This window comes from Acinetobacter sp. SwsAc2 (assembly GCF_013391465.1).
GTDB classification, from domain to species: domain Bacteria; phylum Pseudomonadota; class Gammaproteobacteria; order Pseudomonadales; family Moraxellaceae; genus Acinetobacter; species Acinetobacter johnsonii.
The window spans coordinates 1-17,986 of record NZ_JACBEZ010000011.1 but is presented as its reverse complement, the minus strand read 5'-3'; the positions used below and the strand labels follow the sequence as shown (position 1 = coordinate 17,986).

At 43.2% G+C, this 17,986-nt stretch carries 14 protein-coding genes; 8 read left to right on the top strand and 6 right to left on the bottom strand.

Features of this window, described 5'->3' with window-relative positions; genetic code table 11:
* Window positions 1–5 precede the first annotated feature (5 nt).
* The 7 genes from HYI04_RS06740 to HYI04_RS06710 all read left to right on the top strand — a co-directional run bounded on the left by HYI04_RS06740 (window position 6) and on the right by HYI04_RS06710 (window position 8,231).
* Window positions 6–1,607, top strand: coding sequence for a carboxyl transferase domain-containing protein (locus HYI04_RS06740; RefSeq protein ID WP_005400595.1), 1,602 nt, complete (start codon window positions 6–8; stop codon window positions 1,605–1,607).
* A 10-nt stretch (window positions 1,608–1,617) separates the two neighbouring features.
* On the top strand, window positions 1,618–2,412 hold the full coding sequence (locus HYI04_RS06735; RefSeq protein WP_010327113.1) for an enoyl-CoA hydratase/isomerase family protein: 795 nt from the start codon (window positions 1,618–1,620) through the stop codon (window positions 2,410–2,412).
* 20 nt (window positions 2,413–2,432) lie between these two features.
* Window positions 2,433–4,424: an acetyl/propionyl/methylcrotonyl-CoA carboxylase subunit alpha gene (locus HYI04_RS06730; protein WP_005400593.1), complete on the top strand. Its 1,992-nt coding sequence runs from the start codon at window positions 2,433–2,435 to the stop codon at window positions 4,422–4,424.
* The gene (locus HYI04_RS06725; RefSeq protein WP_005400592.1) at window positions 4,421–5,323 is read left to right on the top strand and encodes a hydroxymethylglutaryl-CoA lyase; all 903 of its coding nucleotides are present in this window, start codon (window positions 4,421–4,423) and stop codon (window positions 5,321–5,323) included. The genes HYI04_RS06730 and HYI04_RS06725 overlap by 4 nt, the downstream gene beginning before the upstream one ends.
* A gap of 26 nt (window positions 5,324–5,349) precedes the next feature.
* The gene (locus HYI04_RS06720) at window positions 5,350–6,054 is read left to right on the top strand and encodes a CoA transferase subunit A (protein ID WP_039890073.1); all 705 of its coding nucleotides are present in this window, start codon (window positions 5,350–5,352) and stop codon (window positions 6,052–6,054) included.
* Between the two features lie 3 nt (window positions 6,055–6,057).
* Window positions 6,058–6,687 (top strand): CoA transferase subunit B, encoded by a 630-nt coding sequence (locus HYI04_RS06715; protein ID WP_039890071.1) that lies wholly within the window; start codon window positions 6,058–6,060, stop codon window positions 6,685–6,687.
* Window positions 6,688–6,821: 134 nt separating this feature from the next.
* Window positions 6,822–8,231 carry a short-chain fatty acid transporter gene (locus tag HYI04_RS06710; protein WP_078388951.1) on the top strand — a complete coding sequence of 470 codons (1,410 nt, stop codon included), beginning with the start codon at window positions 6,822–6,824 and terminating at the stop codon, window positions 8,229–8,231.
* 90 nt (window positions 8,232–8,321) lie between these two features.
* Here the strand turns inward: HYI04_RS06710 and HYI04_RS06705 are convergent, their stop codons facing one another.
* The 5 genes from HYI04_RS06705 to HYI04_RS06685 all read right to left on the bottom strand — a co-directional run bounded on the left by HYI04_RS06705 (window position 8,322) and on the right by HYI04_RS06685 (window position 13,979).
* Window positions 8,322–9,344 carry a hypothetical protein gene (locus tag HYI04_RS06705; protein ID WP_005400589.1) on the bottom strand — a complete coding sequence of 341 codons (1,023 nt, stop codon included), beginning with the start codon at window positions 9,342–9,344 and terminating at the stop codon, window positions 8,322–8,324.
* Between the two features lie 114 nt (window positions 9,345–9,458).
* Window positions 9,459–10,916 carry an OmpA family protein gene (locus HYI04_RS06700; RefSeq protein WP_005400588.1) on the bottom strand — a complete coding sequence of 486 codons (1,458 nt, stop codon included), beginning with the start codon at window positions 10,914–10,916 and terminating at the stop codon, window positions 9,459–9,461.
* Between the two features lie 160 nt (window positions 10,917–11,076).
* Window positions 11,077–12,312, bottom strand: a complete 1,236-nt coding sequence (locus HYI04_RS06695; RefSeq protein WP_005400587.1) for a dihydroorotase — start codon at window positions 12,310–12,312, stop codon at window positions 11,077–11,079.
* A gap of 10 nt (window positions 12,313–12,322) precedes the next feature.
* A complete protein-coding gene (locus HYI04_RS06690) occupies window positions 12,323–13,339 on the bottom strand; it encodes an aspartate carbamoyltransferase catalytic subunit (protein ID WP_005400586.1) in 1,017 nt (338 codons plus the stop codon).
* Window positions 13,340–13,625: 286 nt separating this feature from the next.
* Window positions 13,626–13,979: a hypothetical protein gene (locus HYI04_RS06685; protein WP_004696191.1), complete on the bottom strand. Its 354-nt coding sequence runs from the start codon at window positions 13,977–13,979 to the stop codon at window positions 13,626–13,628.
* 231 nt (window positions 13,980–14,210) lie between these two features.
* On the opposite strand from HYI04_RS06685, the gene rlmKL reads away from it, so the two are divergent.
* Window positions 14,211–16,415 carry a bifunctional 23S rRNA (guanine(2069)-N(7))-methyltransferase RlmK/23S rRNA (guanine(2445)-N(2))-methyltransferase RlmL gene (gene rlmKL / locus HYI04_RS06680; RefSeq protein WP_004696190.1) on the top strand — a complete coding sequence of 735 codons (2,205 nt, stop codon included), beginning with the start codon at window positions 14,211–14,213 and terminating at the stop codon, window positions 16,413–16,415.
* A gap of 122 nt (window positions 16,416–16,537) precedes the next feature.
* On the opposite strand, the gene HYI04_RS06675 is transcribed toward rlmKL, so the two are convergent.
* Window positions 16,538–17,824, bottom strand: coding sequence for a DUF945 family protein (locus HYI04_RS06675; protein WP_005400585.1), 1,287 nt, complete (start codon window positions 17,822–17,824; stop codon window positions 16,538–16,540).
* Window positions 17,825–17,986 lie beyond the last annotated feature (162 nt).

Genomic DNA, 17,986 nt, shown 5'->3' with positions numbered 1-17,986 from the left:
TCGTGATGAATCAATTACATAGCAAGATCAATATTCGAAGTGAAGACTTCAAAACCAACCAAACCGCGATGCAAAGATTGGTCGATGACTTAAAGCAAAAAGCAGAACAAATTGCTTTAGGCGGTGGTGAAGCGGCGCGACAAAAACATTTGGCACGCGGAAAACTATTAGCACGTGATCGTATTGATCAGTTAATTGATGCAGGCACCGCATTCCTTGAAATTGGTCAGTTGGCAGCACAAAACGTCTATGCAGACGATGTGCCTGCGGCTGGTGTCGTTGCTGGTGTAGGTCAGGTCAATGGTGTGACCTGCATGATCGTCGCCAACGATGCGACAGTGAAAGGCGGCACGTACTACCCATTGACGGTGAAAAAACACTTACGTGCTCAAGAAATTGCGGAGCAAAACCATCTGCCCTGTATTTATTTGGTGGACTCAGGCGGTGCATATTTGCCGATGCAGGATGAAGTTTTCCCTGACCGTGATCACTTTGGCCGTATTTTCTATAACCAAGCACGCATGTCAAGCATGGGAATTGCCCAAATTGCGGTGGTCATGGGGAGCTGTACAGCTGGGGGTGCTTACGTACCTGCCATGTCTGATGAAACCATTATTGTGCGTAATCAAGGGACGATTTTCTTAGGTGGCCCACCATTGGTGAAAGCAGCAACGGGTGAAGTGGTTAGCAGTGAAGACTTAGGTGGTGGTGATGTGCATACTCGCCTGTCTGGTGTGGCGGATCATTTGGCTGAGAACGACGAACATGCCATTGCCATTGCTCGTAACATCGTAGCCAACCTGAATAAAGCACCACATACGCGTGCAACAGAGATTGAAGAACCGTTATTTGATGCAACAGAACTATATGGTGTTGTGCCAAGTGATGCACGCAAGCCATTCGATATTCGTGAAGTGATTGCGCGCATTGTCGATGGTTCACGTTTTGATGAATTCAAAGCTCGCTTTGGCACCACCTTAGTCACAGGTTTTGCCAAAATATATGGCATGCCCGTTGGCATTATTGCCAACAACGGTATTTTATTTTCAGAGTCTGCACAAAAAGGGGCTCACTTTATTGAGCTCTGTACGCAGCGCAATATTCCCCTACTGTTCCTTCAAAACATTACTGGCTTTATGGTCGGTCGCCAATACGAAAATGAAGGCATTGCCAAAAATGGCGCCAAACTGGTCATGGCTGTTGCAACCGCAAATGTCCCGAAACTTACCCTTGTGATTGGTGGTTCATTTGGTGCAGGCAACTACGGTATGTGTGGTCGTGCCTATTCTCCACGCTTCATGTGGACATGGCCGAACTCGCGTATTTCGGTCATGGGTGGTGAACAAGCGGCAAGTGTATTGTCGACCTTAAAGCGTGATCAAATCGAAAAACGTGGCGAGTCTTGGTCTGCGGCAGAAGAAGATGATTTTAAACAGCCCTTCCGTGACCAATTTGAACGCCAAGGCCATCCATATTATGCATCGGCGCGTTTGTGGGATGACGGTGTGATTGATCCTGCACAAAGCCGTCAGGTGCTCGGTTTAAGTTTAGCCGCAGCCTTAAATGCACCCATCCAACCGACCAAATTCGGCGTGTTCCGCATGTAGGAGATGAGTGATGAGCTTTCAATATTTACAACTCGAACAACGCGACCAAGTGGCAACGGTATGGATTAATCGTGCAGAAATGCATAATGCCTTCAATACTCAAGTGATTGAAGAACTGCACCGCTGCTTTAGCGAACTCAACACACGTGATGATGTACGTGTGGTGATTTTAGCTGGACGTGGCAAAAGCTTTTCAGCGGGTGCTGACCTGAACTGGATGAAAGAAGCAGGACAAGCCTCACAGGCTGAAAATGAAGCCGATGCATTAAAACTGGCGAAAATGCTACAAAGTTTAGCAACATTAAAACAACCAACCATTGCCCGTGTGCAAGGCATTGCTTTTGGTGGTGGAATGGGCCTGGCTTCTGCCTGTGATATTTGTGTCGCAAGCAGTGATGCTAAGTTTGCAACCTCTGAAGTGCGCTTAGGTTTAGCCCCTTCAACCATTAGCCCTTATGTGATTCGTGCGATTGGTGCACGTCAGGCTTCACGCTACTTTTTAACCGCAGAGCGTATTTCTGCGGAGCAAGCCCTACACATTGGTCTGGCGCATGTAGTGGCCGATGCTGAACAGTTAGATGAAAAAGTCGCAGAAATGGTCGATGCCTTACTTTTGGGTGGGCCAGAAGCACAAACGTCTTCAAAACAACTCATCCAAATGGTCGACCAGCAAGTGTTAACCGAAGCATTATTGTTGCAAACAGCACAACATATTGCCCATGTACGCCAAGGATCAGAGGCGAAAAGTGGCTTAAATGCTTTTTTAAATAAACACAGTCCAGTCTGGATCAAGACGACGGCATAACAACAAGAAAGGATATCGATATGTTTAATAAAATCTTAATTGCGAACCGTGGTGAAATTGCTTGTCGTGTGATCCGAACTGCAAAAAAAATGGGCATTGCCACCGTTGCAGTCTATTCAGATGCTGACGCTCAGGCGCAGCACGTGCAACAAGCCGACGAAGCCATTTATATCGGCGAATCCCCTGCTGCACAAAGCTACCTACAAATTGAACGTATTATTCAAGCTGCCTTAGACACAGGTGCTGAAGCAATTCATCCAGGTTATGGCTTTTTGTCTGAAAATGACCAATTTGCCAATGCCTGCCAAGAAAACAACATTGTCTTTATTGGCCCACCTGTAGATGCCATTTTAGCCATGGGCCTCAAAGCCACTTCTAAATCCTTAATGGAGAAAGCAGGTGTACCGCTGACACCGGGCTACCATGGCACCAACCAAGATCCTGATTTTTTAAAACAACAAGCCGATGCCATTGGCTACCCTGTACTGATTAAAGCCAGTGCTGGCGGTGGTGGTAAAGGCATGCGTTTGGTTGATCGAGGCGAAGACTTTTTAAGCCATTTGGCTTCATGTAAAAGTGAGGCGCGTTCAAGCTTTGGCAATGACGATGTTTTGGTTGAACGCTATGTAGTACAACCGCGCCATATTGAAGTGCAAGTTTTTGGTGATACACATGGTAACTATGTGCACCTCTTTGAACGCGATTGTTCGGTACAACGTCGCCATCAAAAAGTATTAGAAGAAGCACCTGCACCCAAAATGGCAGAGTCAAAACTCGAAACCATGCGCCAAGCCGCTATTGATGCAGCACGTGCAGTGGATTATGTCGGTGCAGGGACAGTTGAGTTTATTGTGGAACAAGACGGCACGGCGTATTTCATGGAAATGAATACTCGCCTGCAAGTGGAGCATCCTGTAACAGAGATGATTACAGGGCAAGATTTGGTGGAATGGCAACTACGTATCGCTTTTGGTGAACCGCTGCCTAAACAACAACACGAGCTCAGTATTCATGGTCATGCATTAGAAGCGCGTGTCTATGCTGAAGAGCCTGAAAAAGGTTTCTTACCTGCGATTGGGAAAATCCACTACCTGCACTACCCTCAGCAAAATGAGCATGTCCGCGTAGACAGTGGCATTGTTGAAGGGGATGAAATCACGACCTTTTACGACCCAATGATTGCCAAATTAATTGTTTGGGCAAAGAATCGTGAAGCAGCACTCACTCAAATGCACCATGCACTGAGTCAATTTCATGTCGATGGCTTAGGCAATAACATTGCATTCTTAGACCGTTTGGTCCGTTCAGAATCGTTTAAAACCGCCAACCTAGACACCAACTTAATTCAACGTGAAGAAGCATTTTTACTGCAACACAATGAAACTGCCTCTTCAGAGCTCATCATCACGGCGGCATTGATTGAACTCTTGTCTCGCTTTGCCAGCAATAAAATAGCTGCAAATCCTGTATGGCAAGCCGAGTCTCTATGGCGTTTAAATATTAATGCTAGCTATGCCATTAAACTGGCACTGAACGATGAAGAACATAAAGTCTATTTCAGCCCAGCGGCAAAAGGCTTTACAGCAAAGTACAATGGACATAGCGTTTTCATTCAGGGTGAATTGTTAGAGGCACATTTAGCTAAAATTGAATGTGCAACAAGCAAAAAGACCTATGCTTATAGTTCAAATGCACAGGGCCTAACCCTTTATGCAGACGGTCAAAGCTATAAATTTGCACATATTCAGCCTAACTTTAATACGGAAGATGATGCTTCTGATGCCAACAACTTAAAAGCACCAATGCCGGGTGTGATCACGCAAGTCTTGGTACAAAACAACAGCGCAGTGAAAAAAGATGATGTCCTCCTCACGCTGGAAGCGATGAAAATTGAATATTCAATTCGTGCTCCACATGATGGCATTGTCTCTGCGGCTTACTTCCAAGTCGGTGATCAGGTCAAAGCGGGTGATGAATTGGTTGAGTTTTCAAGCTTGGAAGGTGCCGCATGAGTGAATTTGTCAGAATTGTCGAAGTCGGGCCGCGAGATGGTTTGCAAAATGAAAAGACACCGCTCACCTTGGATGACCGTCGTAAACTGATTTTAGATTTAATGCAGACAGGACTCAGTGCCATTGAAGTAGGCTCTTGCGTCTCTGCAAAGTGGGTTCCACAAATGGCACAAAGTGACGAACTCTTTGCCAGCTTACCCAAAGATCCGAATATCAGTTTTAGTTTACTGACTCCGAACTTGAAAGGGTTTGAATCTGCTTTGGCTGTCGGCTGTCAGGAGGTTGCTGTTTTTACTGCAGCCTCCGAAAGCTTTACCCAAAAAAACATCAATTGTTCCATTGATGAAAGCTTTGAAAAATTTGCAGACATCATGACTGCCTCTAAAGCCCATAACATCAAAGTGCGTGGTTATGTGTCTTGTATTGTCGACTGCCCCTATGAAGGCGCAATTGCACCGAGCAAAGTTGCACACGTCAGTCAACGTTTACTCGACATGGGCTGCTATGAAGTGTCCTTAGGTGAAACAATTGGCACGGCGACACCAGACCGCGTGAAAAAAGTCTGGCAGGCATGTTTAGCTGAAATGGATGCCGCGAGTTTAGCAGGACATTTTCATAATACCTATGGCATGGCGATTGCCAATATTTACCAGTCTTTAGAACAAGGCATTCGTGTATTTGATTCGTCCATCGCAGGTTTAGGTGGCTGCCCTTATGCCAAAGGCGCATCGGGCAATGTCTCCACAGAAGACCTTTACTACCTACTCTCCAACATGGGCTATGACACAGGGATTGATCTTGATGCACTGATGATTGCCAGCCAGAACATCAGCCAAGTACTACAACGCACCAATCCATCTAATTATGCCAATGCCTACTGGCAAAAGCGCTGTGCCTAAGCCATTCAATTGATAACGAGAACACTATGGTCAATAAAGTTTATTCAAGTGCAAAGGATGCACTGCAAGATGTGGTTCAAGATGGTCAAACCCTAGCGGTTGGTGGCTTTGGTTTATGCGGTATTCCAGAAAGTCTAATTACGGCCTTAAGACAAACGGGCGTGAAAAACCTCACCTGTATTTCAAACAATGCAGGCGTCGATGGTTTCGGCTTAGGTCTCTTATTAGAAAGCAAACAAATCAAAAAAATGATTGCTTCTTATGTAGGCGAAAACAAAGAGTTTGAACGTCAGTTTTTAAGTGGTGAGCTTGAAGTGGAACTCACCCCTCAAGGCACGCTAGCAGAAAAACTCCGTGCTGGCGGTGCGGGTATCCCCGCTTTCTTTACCGCAACGGGTGTCGGCACACTCATTGCCGAAGGCAAAGAAGAGCGTGAGTTTAATGGCAAACCTTATATTCTAGAAAACTCGCTCACCGCTGACATTGCACTCGTTAAGGCATATAAGGCTGATACTGCAGGTAACTTAATTTTCCGTAAAACCGCACAAAACTTTAACCCTGTATGTGCGATGGCTGGAAAAGTCTGCATTGTCGAAGTTGAGGAAATTGTTGAAATTGGCGCTTTAGACCCTGACCAGATTCACCTGCCAGGTATTTATGTCAATCGCATTGTGCTGAATGCAACCCCTGAAAAACGTATCGAACAACTCACATTAAAAGAGGAGGCTTAACCCATGGCTTGGTCTCGTAATGAAATGGCACAACGTGCAGCGCTTGAGCTGGAAGATGGTTTTTATGTCAATTTAGGCATTGGCTTACCCACACTGGTGGCCAACTATATTCCTGAAAACGTCAACGTCTGGTTGCAATCTGAAAATGGATTGTTAGGTATTAGCGAGTTTCCAACAGCCGAAACAGTCGATGCCGATTTAATCAATGCTGGAAAACAAACTGTTACTGCACGTCAGGGCGCCGCATTTTTCTCTAGTGCAGATTCTTTTGCCATGATCCGTGGAGGTCATGTCAATATCGCCATTTTAGGGGCAATGGAAGTCTCACAAAATGGCGATTTGGCCAACTGGATGATTCCGGGTAAAAAAGTCAAAGGCATGGGCGGTGCGATGGATTTGGTTGCTGGAGTACAAAAAGTGGTGGTGCTCATGGAACACTCTGCAAAAGACGGTACGCCGAAAATTGTCGAGCAATGTAGCCTGCCCCTGACAGGCAAAAATGTCGTACATCGCGTGATTACTGATCTCGGTGTCATGGACATTACGCAGGAAGGTGTGAAATTAGTTGAACTGGCGAAAGATGTCAGTTTTGAAGACATTCAAAAAGTGACAGGTGTTGCTCTGATCCGTTAATTCAACATCCTTTATACAATAGAAAAAATAATCCAATGCCTTTAAAGCAGCGATCCTGTTTTAAAGGCATTTCTATCAGCACGGATAGGCTGAATCAAAAATTCATACCTCATAGATAAAAATGGAATCAATGCATGGAAAACTCTCAAAATATTTTGCAACGTTTTGCACTACGTGTCAGTGATTGGTCGGAGAAATGGTTTCCAGACTCTTATATTTTTGCCCTATTGGGTGTCGTGATCGTCGCGATTGCTTCGATCAGCATTGGCGCACCTGCCAAAGATGTCGCTGTTTCCTTTGGTGATGGTTTTTGGAGTCTGATCCCTTTTACCTTACAAATGTGTATGCTGATTGTGGTTGGTTATGTGGTTTCTGTTTCAAAGCCTGTGGAGCTGCTGATTCAAAAAATGGCTCGAATCCCCCATAGTGGACGTGGTGCAATTGTACTTGTTGCCACGGTCAGTTTATTAATTTCGCTGATTAACTGGGCCATGAGTACAGTACTGACTGCCCTGCTGGTGATTGCTTTAGCTAAACGCAAAGAACTGAATATGGACTATCGTGCTGCTGCTGCTGCCGCGATTATTGGTATGGGAGCAACGTGGGCCTTAGGTATTAGTTCTTCTGCGGCACAACTGCAAGCCAACAAAGCCAGCCTGCCCGAATCGATTTACAATCTAACCGGTGTGATTCCCTTTACCGAAACCATTTTCTTGCCACAGTCGATGATCATGACGGCTGTATTGATTATTGCCTCGATTGCTATTGCATTTTGGTCTGCACCCAAAGGGCAAGACATTAAAACCATTGATCAATTCCCTATCCAGTTTGAAGAAGAAGCTAAACCAACACCAACCACAAAACGCCCAGGAGACTGGTTAGAGAACTCGCCTTTATTGAGTATCTTGATTGTGCTCTTGGGTCTAGTTTGGATGTTCAATGAGTTCAGCAAAAGCAATCCGATCTTGGCCATTTCAAGCCTAAATACCTACAACTTTATTTTCCTGATGCTGGGTATTGCACTGCATGGTACGCCACGAAATTTCCTCAATGCTGTCACTAAAGCCGTGCCAGCGGTCTCAGGTGTTCTTATTCAGTTTCCTCTGTATGGCAGTATCGCCTTTATGATGACGCAAGCCTTGAACAGTCATGATTTATCACTATCACATTATATTGCTGAGTTTTTTGTTTCGATTGCCTCAAAAGAAACCTTTGCCATTGTGATGGGCCTATATTCTGCCATTTTAGGCTTTTTCATTCCTTCTGGCGGCGGTAAATGGATTATTGAAGCACCCTATGTCATGCAAGCTGCACATGATTTGAAAGTGCATTTAGGCTGGTCGGTGCAAATCTATAATGCTGCTGAAGCCTTGCCGAATTTAATCAACCCATTTTTTATGCTGCCCATGCTCGGCATTCTCAAATTAAAAGCCAAAGATGTAATCGGCTTTACCGTCACTCAATTGGTTTTCCACCTACCTTTGGTGCTGTTCCTGCTTTGGATTTTAGGCCGCAGCCTGACCTATATGCCACCTACCTTCTAAACGAGGACAAAAAACACAATCTAAATAAAAAAGGACGAATCATATTCGTCCTTTTCTCATTCTATAAAGCATATTTTCAATGTAGCCCAACTAATTAAACACATTATTTAAATACACAATGCGCTCATTAGTTTTTTGATTAAAGCACTTGGTATATTGCAATTGTTGATCTTGGGCACGTAAAGCATCATCCCAATATTGCGACTGCTTTTGATAGGTTTCTTTTTCACTATCCGTCATTTGGTAGACACTTTTTTGGGAAATCACTTTACAGTCCACATCACGCTTTTCAAACCACTCCGTTTGGTCTTGTTGTAGCTGCTGTTTTTGTTCCTCAGTGAAATTGTCCCAAGTTTGGTTCAGACGTTCCACCACTTTGACTTGGTCAGCGTCCAATTCCTTCTTACGAATATTCATGGCTTTCTGTGCCAGTTCCATCTGCGCAACTTCTTGCTCATTATATTGTTTTATATTTTTCTGTATTTCGGCATTTTCTTTTTCATACGCCGCAAACTGAACCGCATGCTGAGTCACCAACACTACACCATCAATCACACCATTTTGATTCGGTACATTGAGGCTAATGCCTTCTTTATCCGTTTTAATGATGTTATAGCTAAATGCACCTTGTAGCTGATCGTTGTCTAAGTTGAGTGAATATTCCCCCTCTTCTAAGACATCACGCAAAGTACTTTGATAACCGTCCTCACACTCTTCGCATGGACGCGCCAAAAACGCATTTTCAGCACGTTTCTGTAAACCTTTCGGGAAAATCACCACCAACTGACTTTCGCAGTCCAATTGCTTCGCAGTTTCAGGCTTTTCTGTAGTCGTTGAAATCCCTTTAATTTCAAAGCGAATACCGTTATTAATCTGTGTTAATAATTTTTCATCGGCCTCATATTCACGGCTATCACGCAGACGGCGGTCTAGGGCTTTTAAGTATTCAGCTTTTAAATGCGCTTGAATTTGTTCAACGTTGGCAGGAGCCGTACAACTCCAATCTGACATTTCTTGCGGTTCAGCAACCGTTTCTGTTTTATTCTCGGTTCGGTTACAAGCACTTAAAAATAAACTGCTCAAGATTAGACTGGCAAAAATTGTTTTCTTCATCATTGTTATAAAACCATAAGGCTGTTGTTTTTCGCAGCGTATTTAACCAAAAAATAAGCTTTTATGCGAGTAGCTATATAAAAGAACCCTGCCGTAGCAGGGTTAAAATATCGTTTAGTTGGCCTTTTCAACACCACGATCATCCACTTCACGCACCACACCCGAGTCTGTATTTAAAACCTCAAACTCAATACGACGGTTTTTAAATTTGCCTTCATCGGTTTGATTATCTGCTATTGGCTTTTCTTGCCCATAACCAATCGCTCTCAACTGCGCAGGATCGACGCCTTTAAAAATTAAATAATCCACCACCGCTTGTGCTCGATTTTGCGATAAAGTTTTATTGACTGCCGCATCTCCCGTTGCATCTGTATGCCCCATCACGGTCAGTTTGACTTGCGGTGCTTTTTGCATCAGCGCTGCGGCCTGATCCAAGATCGACTTATTGACATCAGGTATCGTCGATGAAGCTGTATCAAAGTTAATAATTTGCAAATTCAATGCCGTGGCAACATCTAATGCTCGAACTTGCTCAGGATTAATTTCTGCCAGCGCACGCTCAGCATCACTAATACTGGTATCCACGGCACGATTGACATCCAGTGGTTGCTGCGTCACAACTGTCATATTACGCAGTAAAGGTTTAATTTGATCTGCCACTTTAAGTGCATTGGTTGGATCTTGTGATTGAATCGATAACTGATTGCCAAACCAGGTTAAATTTACATTCGGCACACCTTTCAATGCACTGATTACACTGGGTATCGCATCTTGGTCGATAAATTCAGTGTGATACATACTCTGCATATCGGCACCACAGCCGATGCTGTTATTAAAAATTTGCTTTACTTCTTTTTGCAAAATTTCAACATAAGCCGCATTGGCTGAGAAAATTTGGCAAGTGACCAAATCTCCTGTTGCCCCTGTGGTGATTTGAAATTTAGCAGGTTGGCTGGAATTCACATTTGCAGCAGGTGCTGTTTCAGTTGTGGCTTTTTCGGTACAGGCTCTAAAAATAAAAGCAAACAATGCCGCAAAAATAATTAAAGCCAAAACTGGCAGTAAAAATGACCGTTTCTCATCTACTTTTGTAGCATGTACGCTTGCAGGTGCAACATGTGTAGCTTGTCCTTGTAAGATATTTACCCCCAATCCGGCCAGTAATGCAGTTGCCCACTCAGGTAACGCACGACTAATGGAATCTGTGTTGACTTGTAGTAAATGGGAAATCGCTTCAGGTTCTGAAGAGCCTGCCTCTGTGGCTAAAAATGCTAATGCAGGTGTAATCGAACGGCTCAAGGTACTTTCAATTTCATCTGCGGGTGCTGCCCCGCGGACATGCTCCAAAAACTGTTGCTTGAGACTGACATTCGAGGCAAAAGCATCATTGAGACGTGGATTCAACTGCTGCTGAAATGCAGGAATCAGTTCAGATTTTGACTTTAATATAGACAGTAAAATTGGTAAAAAGGATTGAATTGCTTGATTTTTTTCAAGTAAATGTTGTGTATCACCCTCTAAAACAATTGCAGAGACATTTTGTTTTAGTAAATCCATAAAATCGACATTCATGAAGTCTTACCCCACTTTTTCTCATTGTTTTCATCGTCATTTTCCAGTTTATCTGTTCATTTTTTATACTTTGTAAAATATTGTATTTGCATCAGTTTTATCTAGGCCCAATAAAAAAGCCAGCCGAAGCTGACTTTTTAATCCACATTTAATGCAATATTTAAGCTGCAAAAGTTTTTAGAACTTTTCCTTTCACCACTTGATTGATCAAAGGTGTATTTTTACCTTGCGACAAAATATTGTCTTTATTCACAATCCAGTCTAACTCAGGATCAACCAATACCCAGCCTGCTTCAGCAGTCCAACGTTCAAGCATATTGGCTACCGTGGCAGGTGCAATCGTGACTTTTTCGACCCATTCCAAAGGACTAAATAAACCTTCACGTACCAATTGCACACCAAAAGCTACATAGGTATCAAAAGCGGTGATGCCCGGTTGTGTTTCAGCAAATGGTGTCAGCTTTGCCGAACTGCTCAGCGGTTCATGATGCGTACAAATCGCATCGATCACGCCACTTTTCACGCCTTGGCGAAGAAGCTCTTTATCCGACTCTGCACGTAGTGGCGGACGGACGTGTGCAAGTGAGTTGAAGCCATCAATCAGCTGATCTGTTAAATGCAGCTGATGCATTGCCACATCACAAGTGACTGGCAGGCCTTTATCTTTAGCGATTTTGATCAAATCGACAGAAGCGCCTGTAGACAATAAGCCAAAGTGAGCACGAACACCCGTCGCTTCAATCATTAACAAATACTTGGCAATGGCAATGGTTTCGGCAATCGCAGGGATGGTTGGTAAGCCCTGACGCGATGCCACAAAGCCCTCATGGACACAGCCATCTTTAGCAATTTGCGGTTCTTCGGCATAAAACACCACCGTCATACCAAGACCTGCTGCGTATTCTAAAGTGCGCAGCACCACATCGTCATCTGCGAAAGGCGCATTGGCATTTGAAACGGCTGTACAACCGCCCTTTTTGAGACCCGCCATATTTGCAGGTTGCTTACCTTGTAAGCCTTGGGTTTGAGCACCAATCACTTCCAGATAAATACCGCCATCCAGCATCGCTTTTTCCATCAGACCATGAATCAAAGCACCATTATCTTGCACAATCGGTTTTGAGTCTGGCGGTGTAAACACATGCAAAATACCATTTTCACGCGCAGCACGACCTTCTGATTTTAATGTCCCGTGCTGTTGCTGACCTGGCTCACGTAGGCGTGCACATAAGTCCACCATGGTTGGCATCAACCACTTGCCTTCACCATCAATTGTTTCAGTGACATTGGCTGTTTCAGCAACCAACTTGCCATTTTCGATATACACCGTTTGAACCGTATCTGTTTGATGAATTGGGTCAAGAACACGTACATTTTCAATTTTTACAACAGTCATGACTTATTCCTTATACCGCAATTGCGTCTAACAAACCTTGCTCTTGCAGTTGACCTTGCATTGCAAGTGCCAAAACTGCCATACGTACAGCAATTCCGTTGGTCACCTGATTTAAAATCACAGACTGTGGACCATCGGCAATACTGGAATCAATCTCTACACCACGGTTCATAGGTCCCGGATGCATTACGATGCAATCAGGTTTTGCCATTGCAAGACGTTCTTTGTTTAAACCGTACATTTTGTAGAATTCAGCTTGAGATGACAGCGCAGGCGAATCAATACGTTCATTTTGAATGCGTAAGGTAATAATCACGTCGCAGTCTTGAATCCCTGCTTCCATGTTATTAAATAAACGCACACCATCACCATATTCATTAAAACCATATGGCAGCAGTGTATTCGGTGCAATTACACGAATGTCCTTACACCCCAATGTTTGTAATGCAGCAACATCTGAACGCGCCACGCGTGAGTGTTTAATATCACCAATGATGGCAATTGAAATATCTTCAAATTTCTTTTTGGTTTCACGGCGAATGGTCAACATGTCCAACATAGCTTGTGTTGGATGCGCATGACGGCCATCACCTGCATTGATAATTGCAACATGCGGACAAACGGTTTGGGCAATAAAATGTGCCGCACCCGACGAAGAATGACGTACCACAAAAATATCCGCAGCCATCGCTTCTAAGTTCCACAAAGTGTCTCTGAGCGTCTCCCCTTTGGAAGTACTTGAACGTGCGATATCAATATTTAATACATTTGCAGAAAGACGTTTTGCCGCTGCTTCAAAAGTGGTACGAGTACGGGTTGAGTTTTCAAAGAAAAGGTTCATTACCGTTCGACCTTCTAAGAGGTTGTTGGTAATCAGCTGATTTTGGTCATTAAAAAAGGACTGCGCGGTGTCCAATATTTTTGTAAGAGTTTCTTTAGAAAGACCTTCGATGGTGAGGAAGTGTTTGAGATGACCATCTTGGTTGAGTTGAATCTGACTCGGAGTATGCAATGCTGCCAAGTGCATGAGAGATTCCTTGTACGTTAAGTTAACGCATTATACAGATTTTCTTTTTGATTTGGACCTCAGTTTAAAACAATTGCCTTAATTATCATCGTCTTCAAAACTAAGATTATGAAATTCTTATCTATTATTTCAACCAGTTAAATTAAACCATCAAAGGCTAAATTAGCTAAATTCAGAGTTCATCAAATTGCTATAAATATCAATTCTATAGAGTTTCTTATCTCATTTATCCCAAGCGGACATTTAAAAAAGCTCTCTTGCGAGAGCGATCCAACTTCAGCGATTCTTATCGTAAAGCGCCAATATAGTGATGTGACACTTGGGCACGGTAGATTTCTTCTTCAGTGGCTTCCAACTCATGTCGTGTCGTGTCGACCTGTTTAGGTTTTTCGATCACGGCTGTTTCTTCATAGTTAAAAACATCCATGACACTGTCTAAACGACTCACCAATCGAATCAGTTCAGCATCTTCCGTACTTAAAGCAAGCTCTGCCATCTGACGTGCATAACTTGGATTTTCCACCAAATACATCACATCAATTACACGCCCCGATACACGGCGCAGACGTGCATAAAGTAAAGTTGCAATTGAAAAAGCATCAGCATGACTTACAACACCGCGATCTAACTTGGTCGACATATTCATCCCCTTTCAAGTGAAAAATATTTACTGACGATCTATCAGAAATCAGTCAGCAAATTAAACTTGCAAGGATTTAGCAAAATACGTACCAAAAACGTTATTGTTCACATGGTGATTCATTTATTTTGATATTTCCGCTGAGTAGAGGCATATTTAAAAAACCATTCAGAGGCAAAATACGTTAAACTTTAGCGAGTTTATTTTGTTTTATTTTGGTCTCTCAAATTTATGAAAACCGCTTCGCGTTTAAGCAGCTATTGGGTTACGTGTGCCGATGGCTTAGAAACCTTACTCCAAGAAGAATTAGAAGGTTTAGGTGTTCAAAACATTGAACGTTTTCCTGGGCGTTTAGTTTTCAAAGGTACACTGGAACATGCCTATCGCATTTGTATGTGGTCGCGTCTTGCGTCACGTGTACTCACACCAATTCATGTCCATGAACTGGAATTTAGCCATGACGCACGTGATGTTGCTGAAGAGCTCTACGAAGGTGCAATGAACTTTGACTGGTCGCTGATTTTTGCACCACAAAGCACCTTCGCCGTTCGTTTACATATTGAACGTGAAATTAAGGTGAACAGCCAGTTTGCAACTTTACGTGTAAAAGACGGTATCGTGGATTCATTCATGGAAGCTGTCGGTAAGCGTCCAAGTATTGATATTAAGCAACCTGAAATTACCATTTATGCACTCGCAGGAAAAACTGAACACACCTACTGTTTAGACTTATCTGGTGATTCATTGCATAAACGTGGCTACCGTCGTTATATGACCGATGCCCCAATTAAAGAAAACTTAGCCGCTGCGATTTTACAAAAAGCCAAGCTCCTTGCAAAAAGACCCGATATTTTCCTTGACCCCATGTGTGGTTCAGGGACGTTCATTATTGAAGCATTGATGATGCTGACTGACCGCGCACCTGGTTTAGTTCGTCGTTTCGGTTTCAATGGCTGGAATGGCCATGACCATGATCTGTGGATGAGCATTAAAGCGGAAGCAGCTGAACGCCATCAAACAGCCTTGGAACAACCTCTTCCTAAGTTCTACGCATTTGATGCAGACTGGGAAGCAGTAAAAGCCACCAAGCAAAATATTATTGCTGCTGGTTTTGAACGTGTACTTGACCAGATCCAAATCGAAGAACGGACTTTAGCCGACTGGCCGAACTTTGAAGCCGAAGGAAAAACAGCCTTTATTGTGACCAACCCACCTTATGGTGAGCGTTTAGGTGATAAAGCTTCAAACCGTGCTTTATATTTAGGCTTATCTGCTTTACTGCAAAAGAACTTCCCAAATCAAACCGCAGCAGTTATCGCAGCAGCCGTTGAGCAAGCCGATGTATTGGCGCTGAATGACCCGCAAACCATGCGTTTAATGAATGGTAAACTGCCAATTTACGTGCGTTCAGGTTCAGTTAAACCTGTTGCAGTGATCAAGCCGTTCTTGGAAACATGGCAACCGCAACAGTTTGAAGCAATTGAAGGCGCTGAAGACTTTGCTAACCGTTTACAAAAGAACATGCAGACCTTAAAGAAATGGGCAGTGAAAGAAAACATTCACTGTTTACGTTTATATGATGCCGATCTTCCAGACTTTAACGTTGCAGTCGATTTGTATGGCGAACGCTTACATGTCCAAGAATATGCGCCACCGAAAAAAATCGATCCTGAAAAAGCCAAAAAGCGTTTCAATCTTGCTTTACAGGCAATTCGTGCGGTGACAGGTTTAGGCCGTGATGCGATTTTTATCAAAACACGTGCTCGCCAAGAAGGTAAAACTCAATATACCAAGCAAAGTACTGCTTCTAAGCGTTTTATCGTACAGGAAGGCAAAGCAAAAATCTTAGTTAACCTAACCGATTACTTAGATACTGGCTTGTTCTTAGACCACCGTCAAATCCGCCTACGCATTGCACAAGAAGCACGTGGTAAGCACTTCTTGAACTTGTATAGCTATACCTCTACAGCCAGCTTACATGCAGCTTTAGGCGGTGCAGCAAGTACCACCAGCGTCGATCTTTCAAATACTTATTTGAACTGGTCTAAAGAGAACTTCGTCTTGAACGGCTTAACGGTCGATCATGCCGATGAACAACATCAGTTCTTTGCCAGCGACTGTTTTGAGTGGTTAAAAGAAGGTCATGAGCAATATGAGCTGATCTTTATTGACCCACCAACCTTCTCAAACTCGAAGAAGTTCTACGGTACCTTTGATGTACAACGCGACCATTTATCCTTGCTCAAACGCGCGATGAACCGTTTAACCACGGACGGTACTTTGTACTTCTCAAACAACTACCGTGGTTTTGAAATGGACGAAGAAATTTTGGCGTTCTTTGATGTCGAAGAAATTACCAATGAAACCATTGGGCCTGACTTCAAGCGCAATCAAAAAATCCACCGTGCGTGGAAAATTACCCATCCAAAAAACTAATGCACTGAAGATGAAATACCCGCTGGCATTTCATCTTCGCTAAATTTGCATTAGACAATTTTCAGATATAAAAAAGGGACGAAATGCGTCCCTTTTTTATATGTTATACCATCATTTTTGCATTATTCAGTCAGGAAATTGGTTTGCCCATATTTGTAATCAACTGACATTTTCATGGTATTCCCTTCACGTTTTACCTGCCCAGAACTCTGCATCGTCGAAAGCATGCTTTCGATCTCTTGATCAGACATGCTGATGCCCCCCTTTTGCAGATAATTATTCATGATGCGCGAGATCATATTTTTATCAAACTGAATATCTGCTTTATATTCCATCAAACTTGGCATCATTTTCACCATACCCATCACCGTCGATTGATGACTCGGCATAATACGTCCCGTCACATTCGCTTGTGCAACCCCTTCCCCGATAGCAAATTGGTTCTCTTTGGATTCAAAACGGAAACCTTCATTGATCACAGCCAATAAAGCAGGTTCCATATCTTTTTCCATTGCCTCTTTTGCCAAACAACTGTTTTCACTTTTCGCTAAAATATCAAACAGCGTCTGTAATTTCTGTCGGTTTACATCGAGCACATTAAAATTAAACTGTACGTTTTGGACAGCGGGCGCTGAAGGCATTTTCATTTCATCTAGACGCAATAACATTTCAGTGTTTACAACTCGGTCTGTCAGTTCACTTTGTGTTTCTATACTAAAATTCTTCAGTTCGGCATTGGTAGGTTTATTGATATCTCGATCTGACATTTTCAGCAGATCCATCTTAATTTTGGTTTCACCCGCCTCAAGATATTCACCATTCAGCCCTTGGTTACTTTCTAACTTCAGCCCCACCATTTGCAAATGTATATTTGGATCGGTGACTGTTAGATTCGGAATTTCAAGCTGCAAATCCAAGATCTTTAACTGTTGCTCAATCGGTTTTGCACGAAACTTTAATGTCATCGGGTCTAACCTAGACTGGAGTTGAGCTTCATTGCGGGTAATCACTGGCGTAGTCAAGGTACTATTCAAAGTACCTAACCAGTTCACTTTGCTTTGTACTTTCAGCGGTTCCTTCAACAAGGACTGAAGTGCACCGGGTGCTTGCGTAATATTAATATCTGAACGAATCGCATATCCACTCCAACTCCGTTGAATATGATCCTGCCCCTTCAATTGGATCACTTCTTTCGGTTTACATGGGTCTAGTACTAATTCAGCGGTCCAGTTCGCACTGCCATTTAAAGCACCCATTTGAAATTGTTGATATTGCAACTTTAAATCATTCGACTGTTTGGTGCTGTGTTGATAATAAGCCTTCAAACTTTTATCCGCATAAAGATTCCCCCCTACTGCGACCACAGCAAGCGTAAGTACGCCTCCAATACCCCACTTCAATTGAGTCATTTCTTCTATCTCAAGTTGTTTGTTTTTTATTAAAACGCAGATTCAAATCCCAAGTGCGACACATTTGTAGTTAGTTGAAAAAGTTAGGTGTATTCGTAGAATCATTGGACTTTTTCAACTCGCAATTGGAAAGCACACAATGAAGAAATACACCCAACTTTC

Excerpts from the sequence above, each read along its gene's own strand:
- HYI04_RS06740 (WP_005400595.1), top strand. The coding sequence starts at position 6 with ATGAATCAATTACATAGCAAGATCAATATTCGAAGTGAAGACTTCAAA.
- HYI04_RS06735 (WP_010327113.1), top strand. The coding sequence starts at position 1,618 with ATGAGCTTTCAATATTTACAACTCGAACAACGCGACCAAGTGGCAACG.
- HYI04_RS06730 (WP_005400593.1), top strand. The coding sequence starts at position 2,433 with ATGTTTAATAAAATCTTAATTGCGAACCGTGGTGAAATTGCTTGTCGT.
- HYI04_RS06725 (WP_005400592.1), top strand. The coding sequence starts at position 4,421 with ATGAGTGAATTTGTCAGAATTGTCGAAGTCGGGCCGCGAGATGGTTTG.
- HYI04_RS06720 (WP_039890073.1), top strand. The coding sequence starts at position 5,350 with ATGGTCAATAAAGTTTATTCAAGTGCAAAGGATGCACTGCAAGATGTG.
- HYI04_RS06715 (WP_039890071.1), top strand. The coding sequence starts at position 6,058 with ATGGCTTGGTCTCGTAATGAAATGGCACAACGTGCAGCGCTTGAGCTG.
- HYI04_RS06710 (WP_078388951.1), top strand. The coding sequence starts at position 6,822 with ATGGAAAACTCTCAAAATATTTTGCAACGTTTTGCACTACGTGTCAGT.
- HYI04_RS06705 (WP_005400589.1), bottom strand. The coding sequence starts at position 9,344 with ATGAAGAAAACAATTTTTGCCAGTCTAATCTTGAGCAGTTTATTTTTA.
- HYI04_RS06700 (WP_005400588.1), bottom strand. The coding sequence starts at position 10,916 with ATGAATGTCGATTTTATGGATTTACTAAAACAAAATGTCTCTGCAATT.
- HYI04_RS06695 (WP_005400587.1), bottom strand. The coding sequence starts at position 12,312 with ATGACTGTTGTAAAAATTGAAAATGTACGTGTTCTTGACCCAATTCAT.
- HYI04_RS06690 (WP_005400586.1), bottom strand. The coding sequence starts at position 13,339 with ATGCACTTGGCAGCATTGCATACTCCGAGTCAGATTCAACTCAACCAA.
- HYI04_RS06685 (WP_004696191.1), bottom strand. The coding sequence starts at position 13,979 with ATGTCGACCAAGTTAGATCGCGGTGTTGTAAGTCATGCTGATGCTTTT.
- rlmKL (WP_004696190.1), top strand. The coding sequence starts at position 14,211 with ATGAAAACCGCTTCGCGTTTAAGCAGCTATTGGGTTACGTGTGCCGAT.
- HYI04_RS06675 (WP_005400585.1), bottom strand. The coding sequence starts at position 17,824 with ATGACTCAATTGAAGTGGGGTATTGGAGGCGTACTTACGCTTGCTGTG.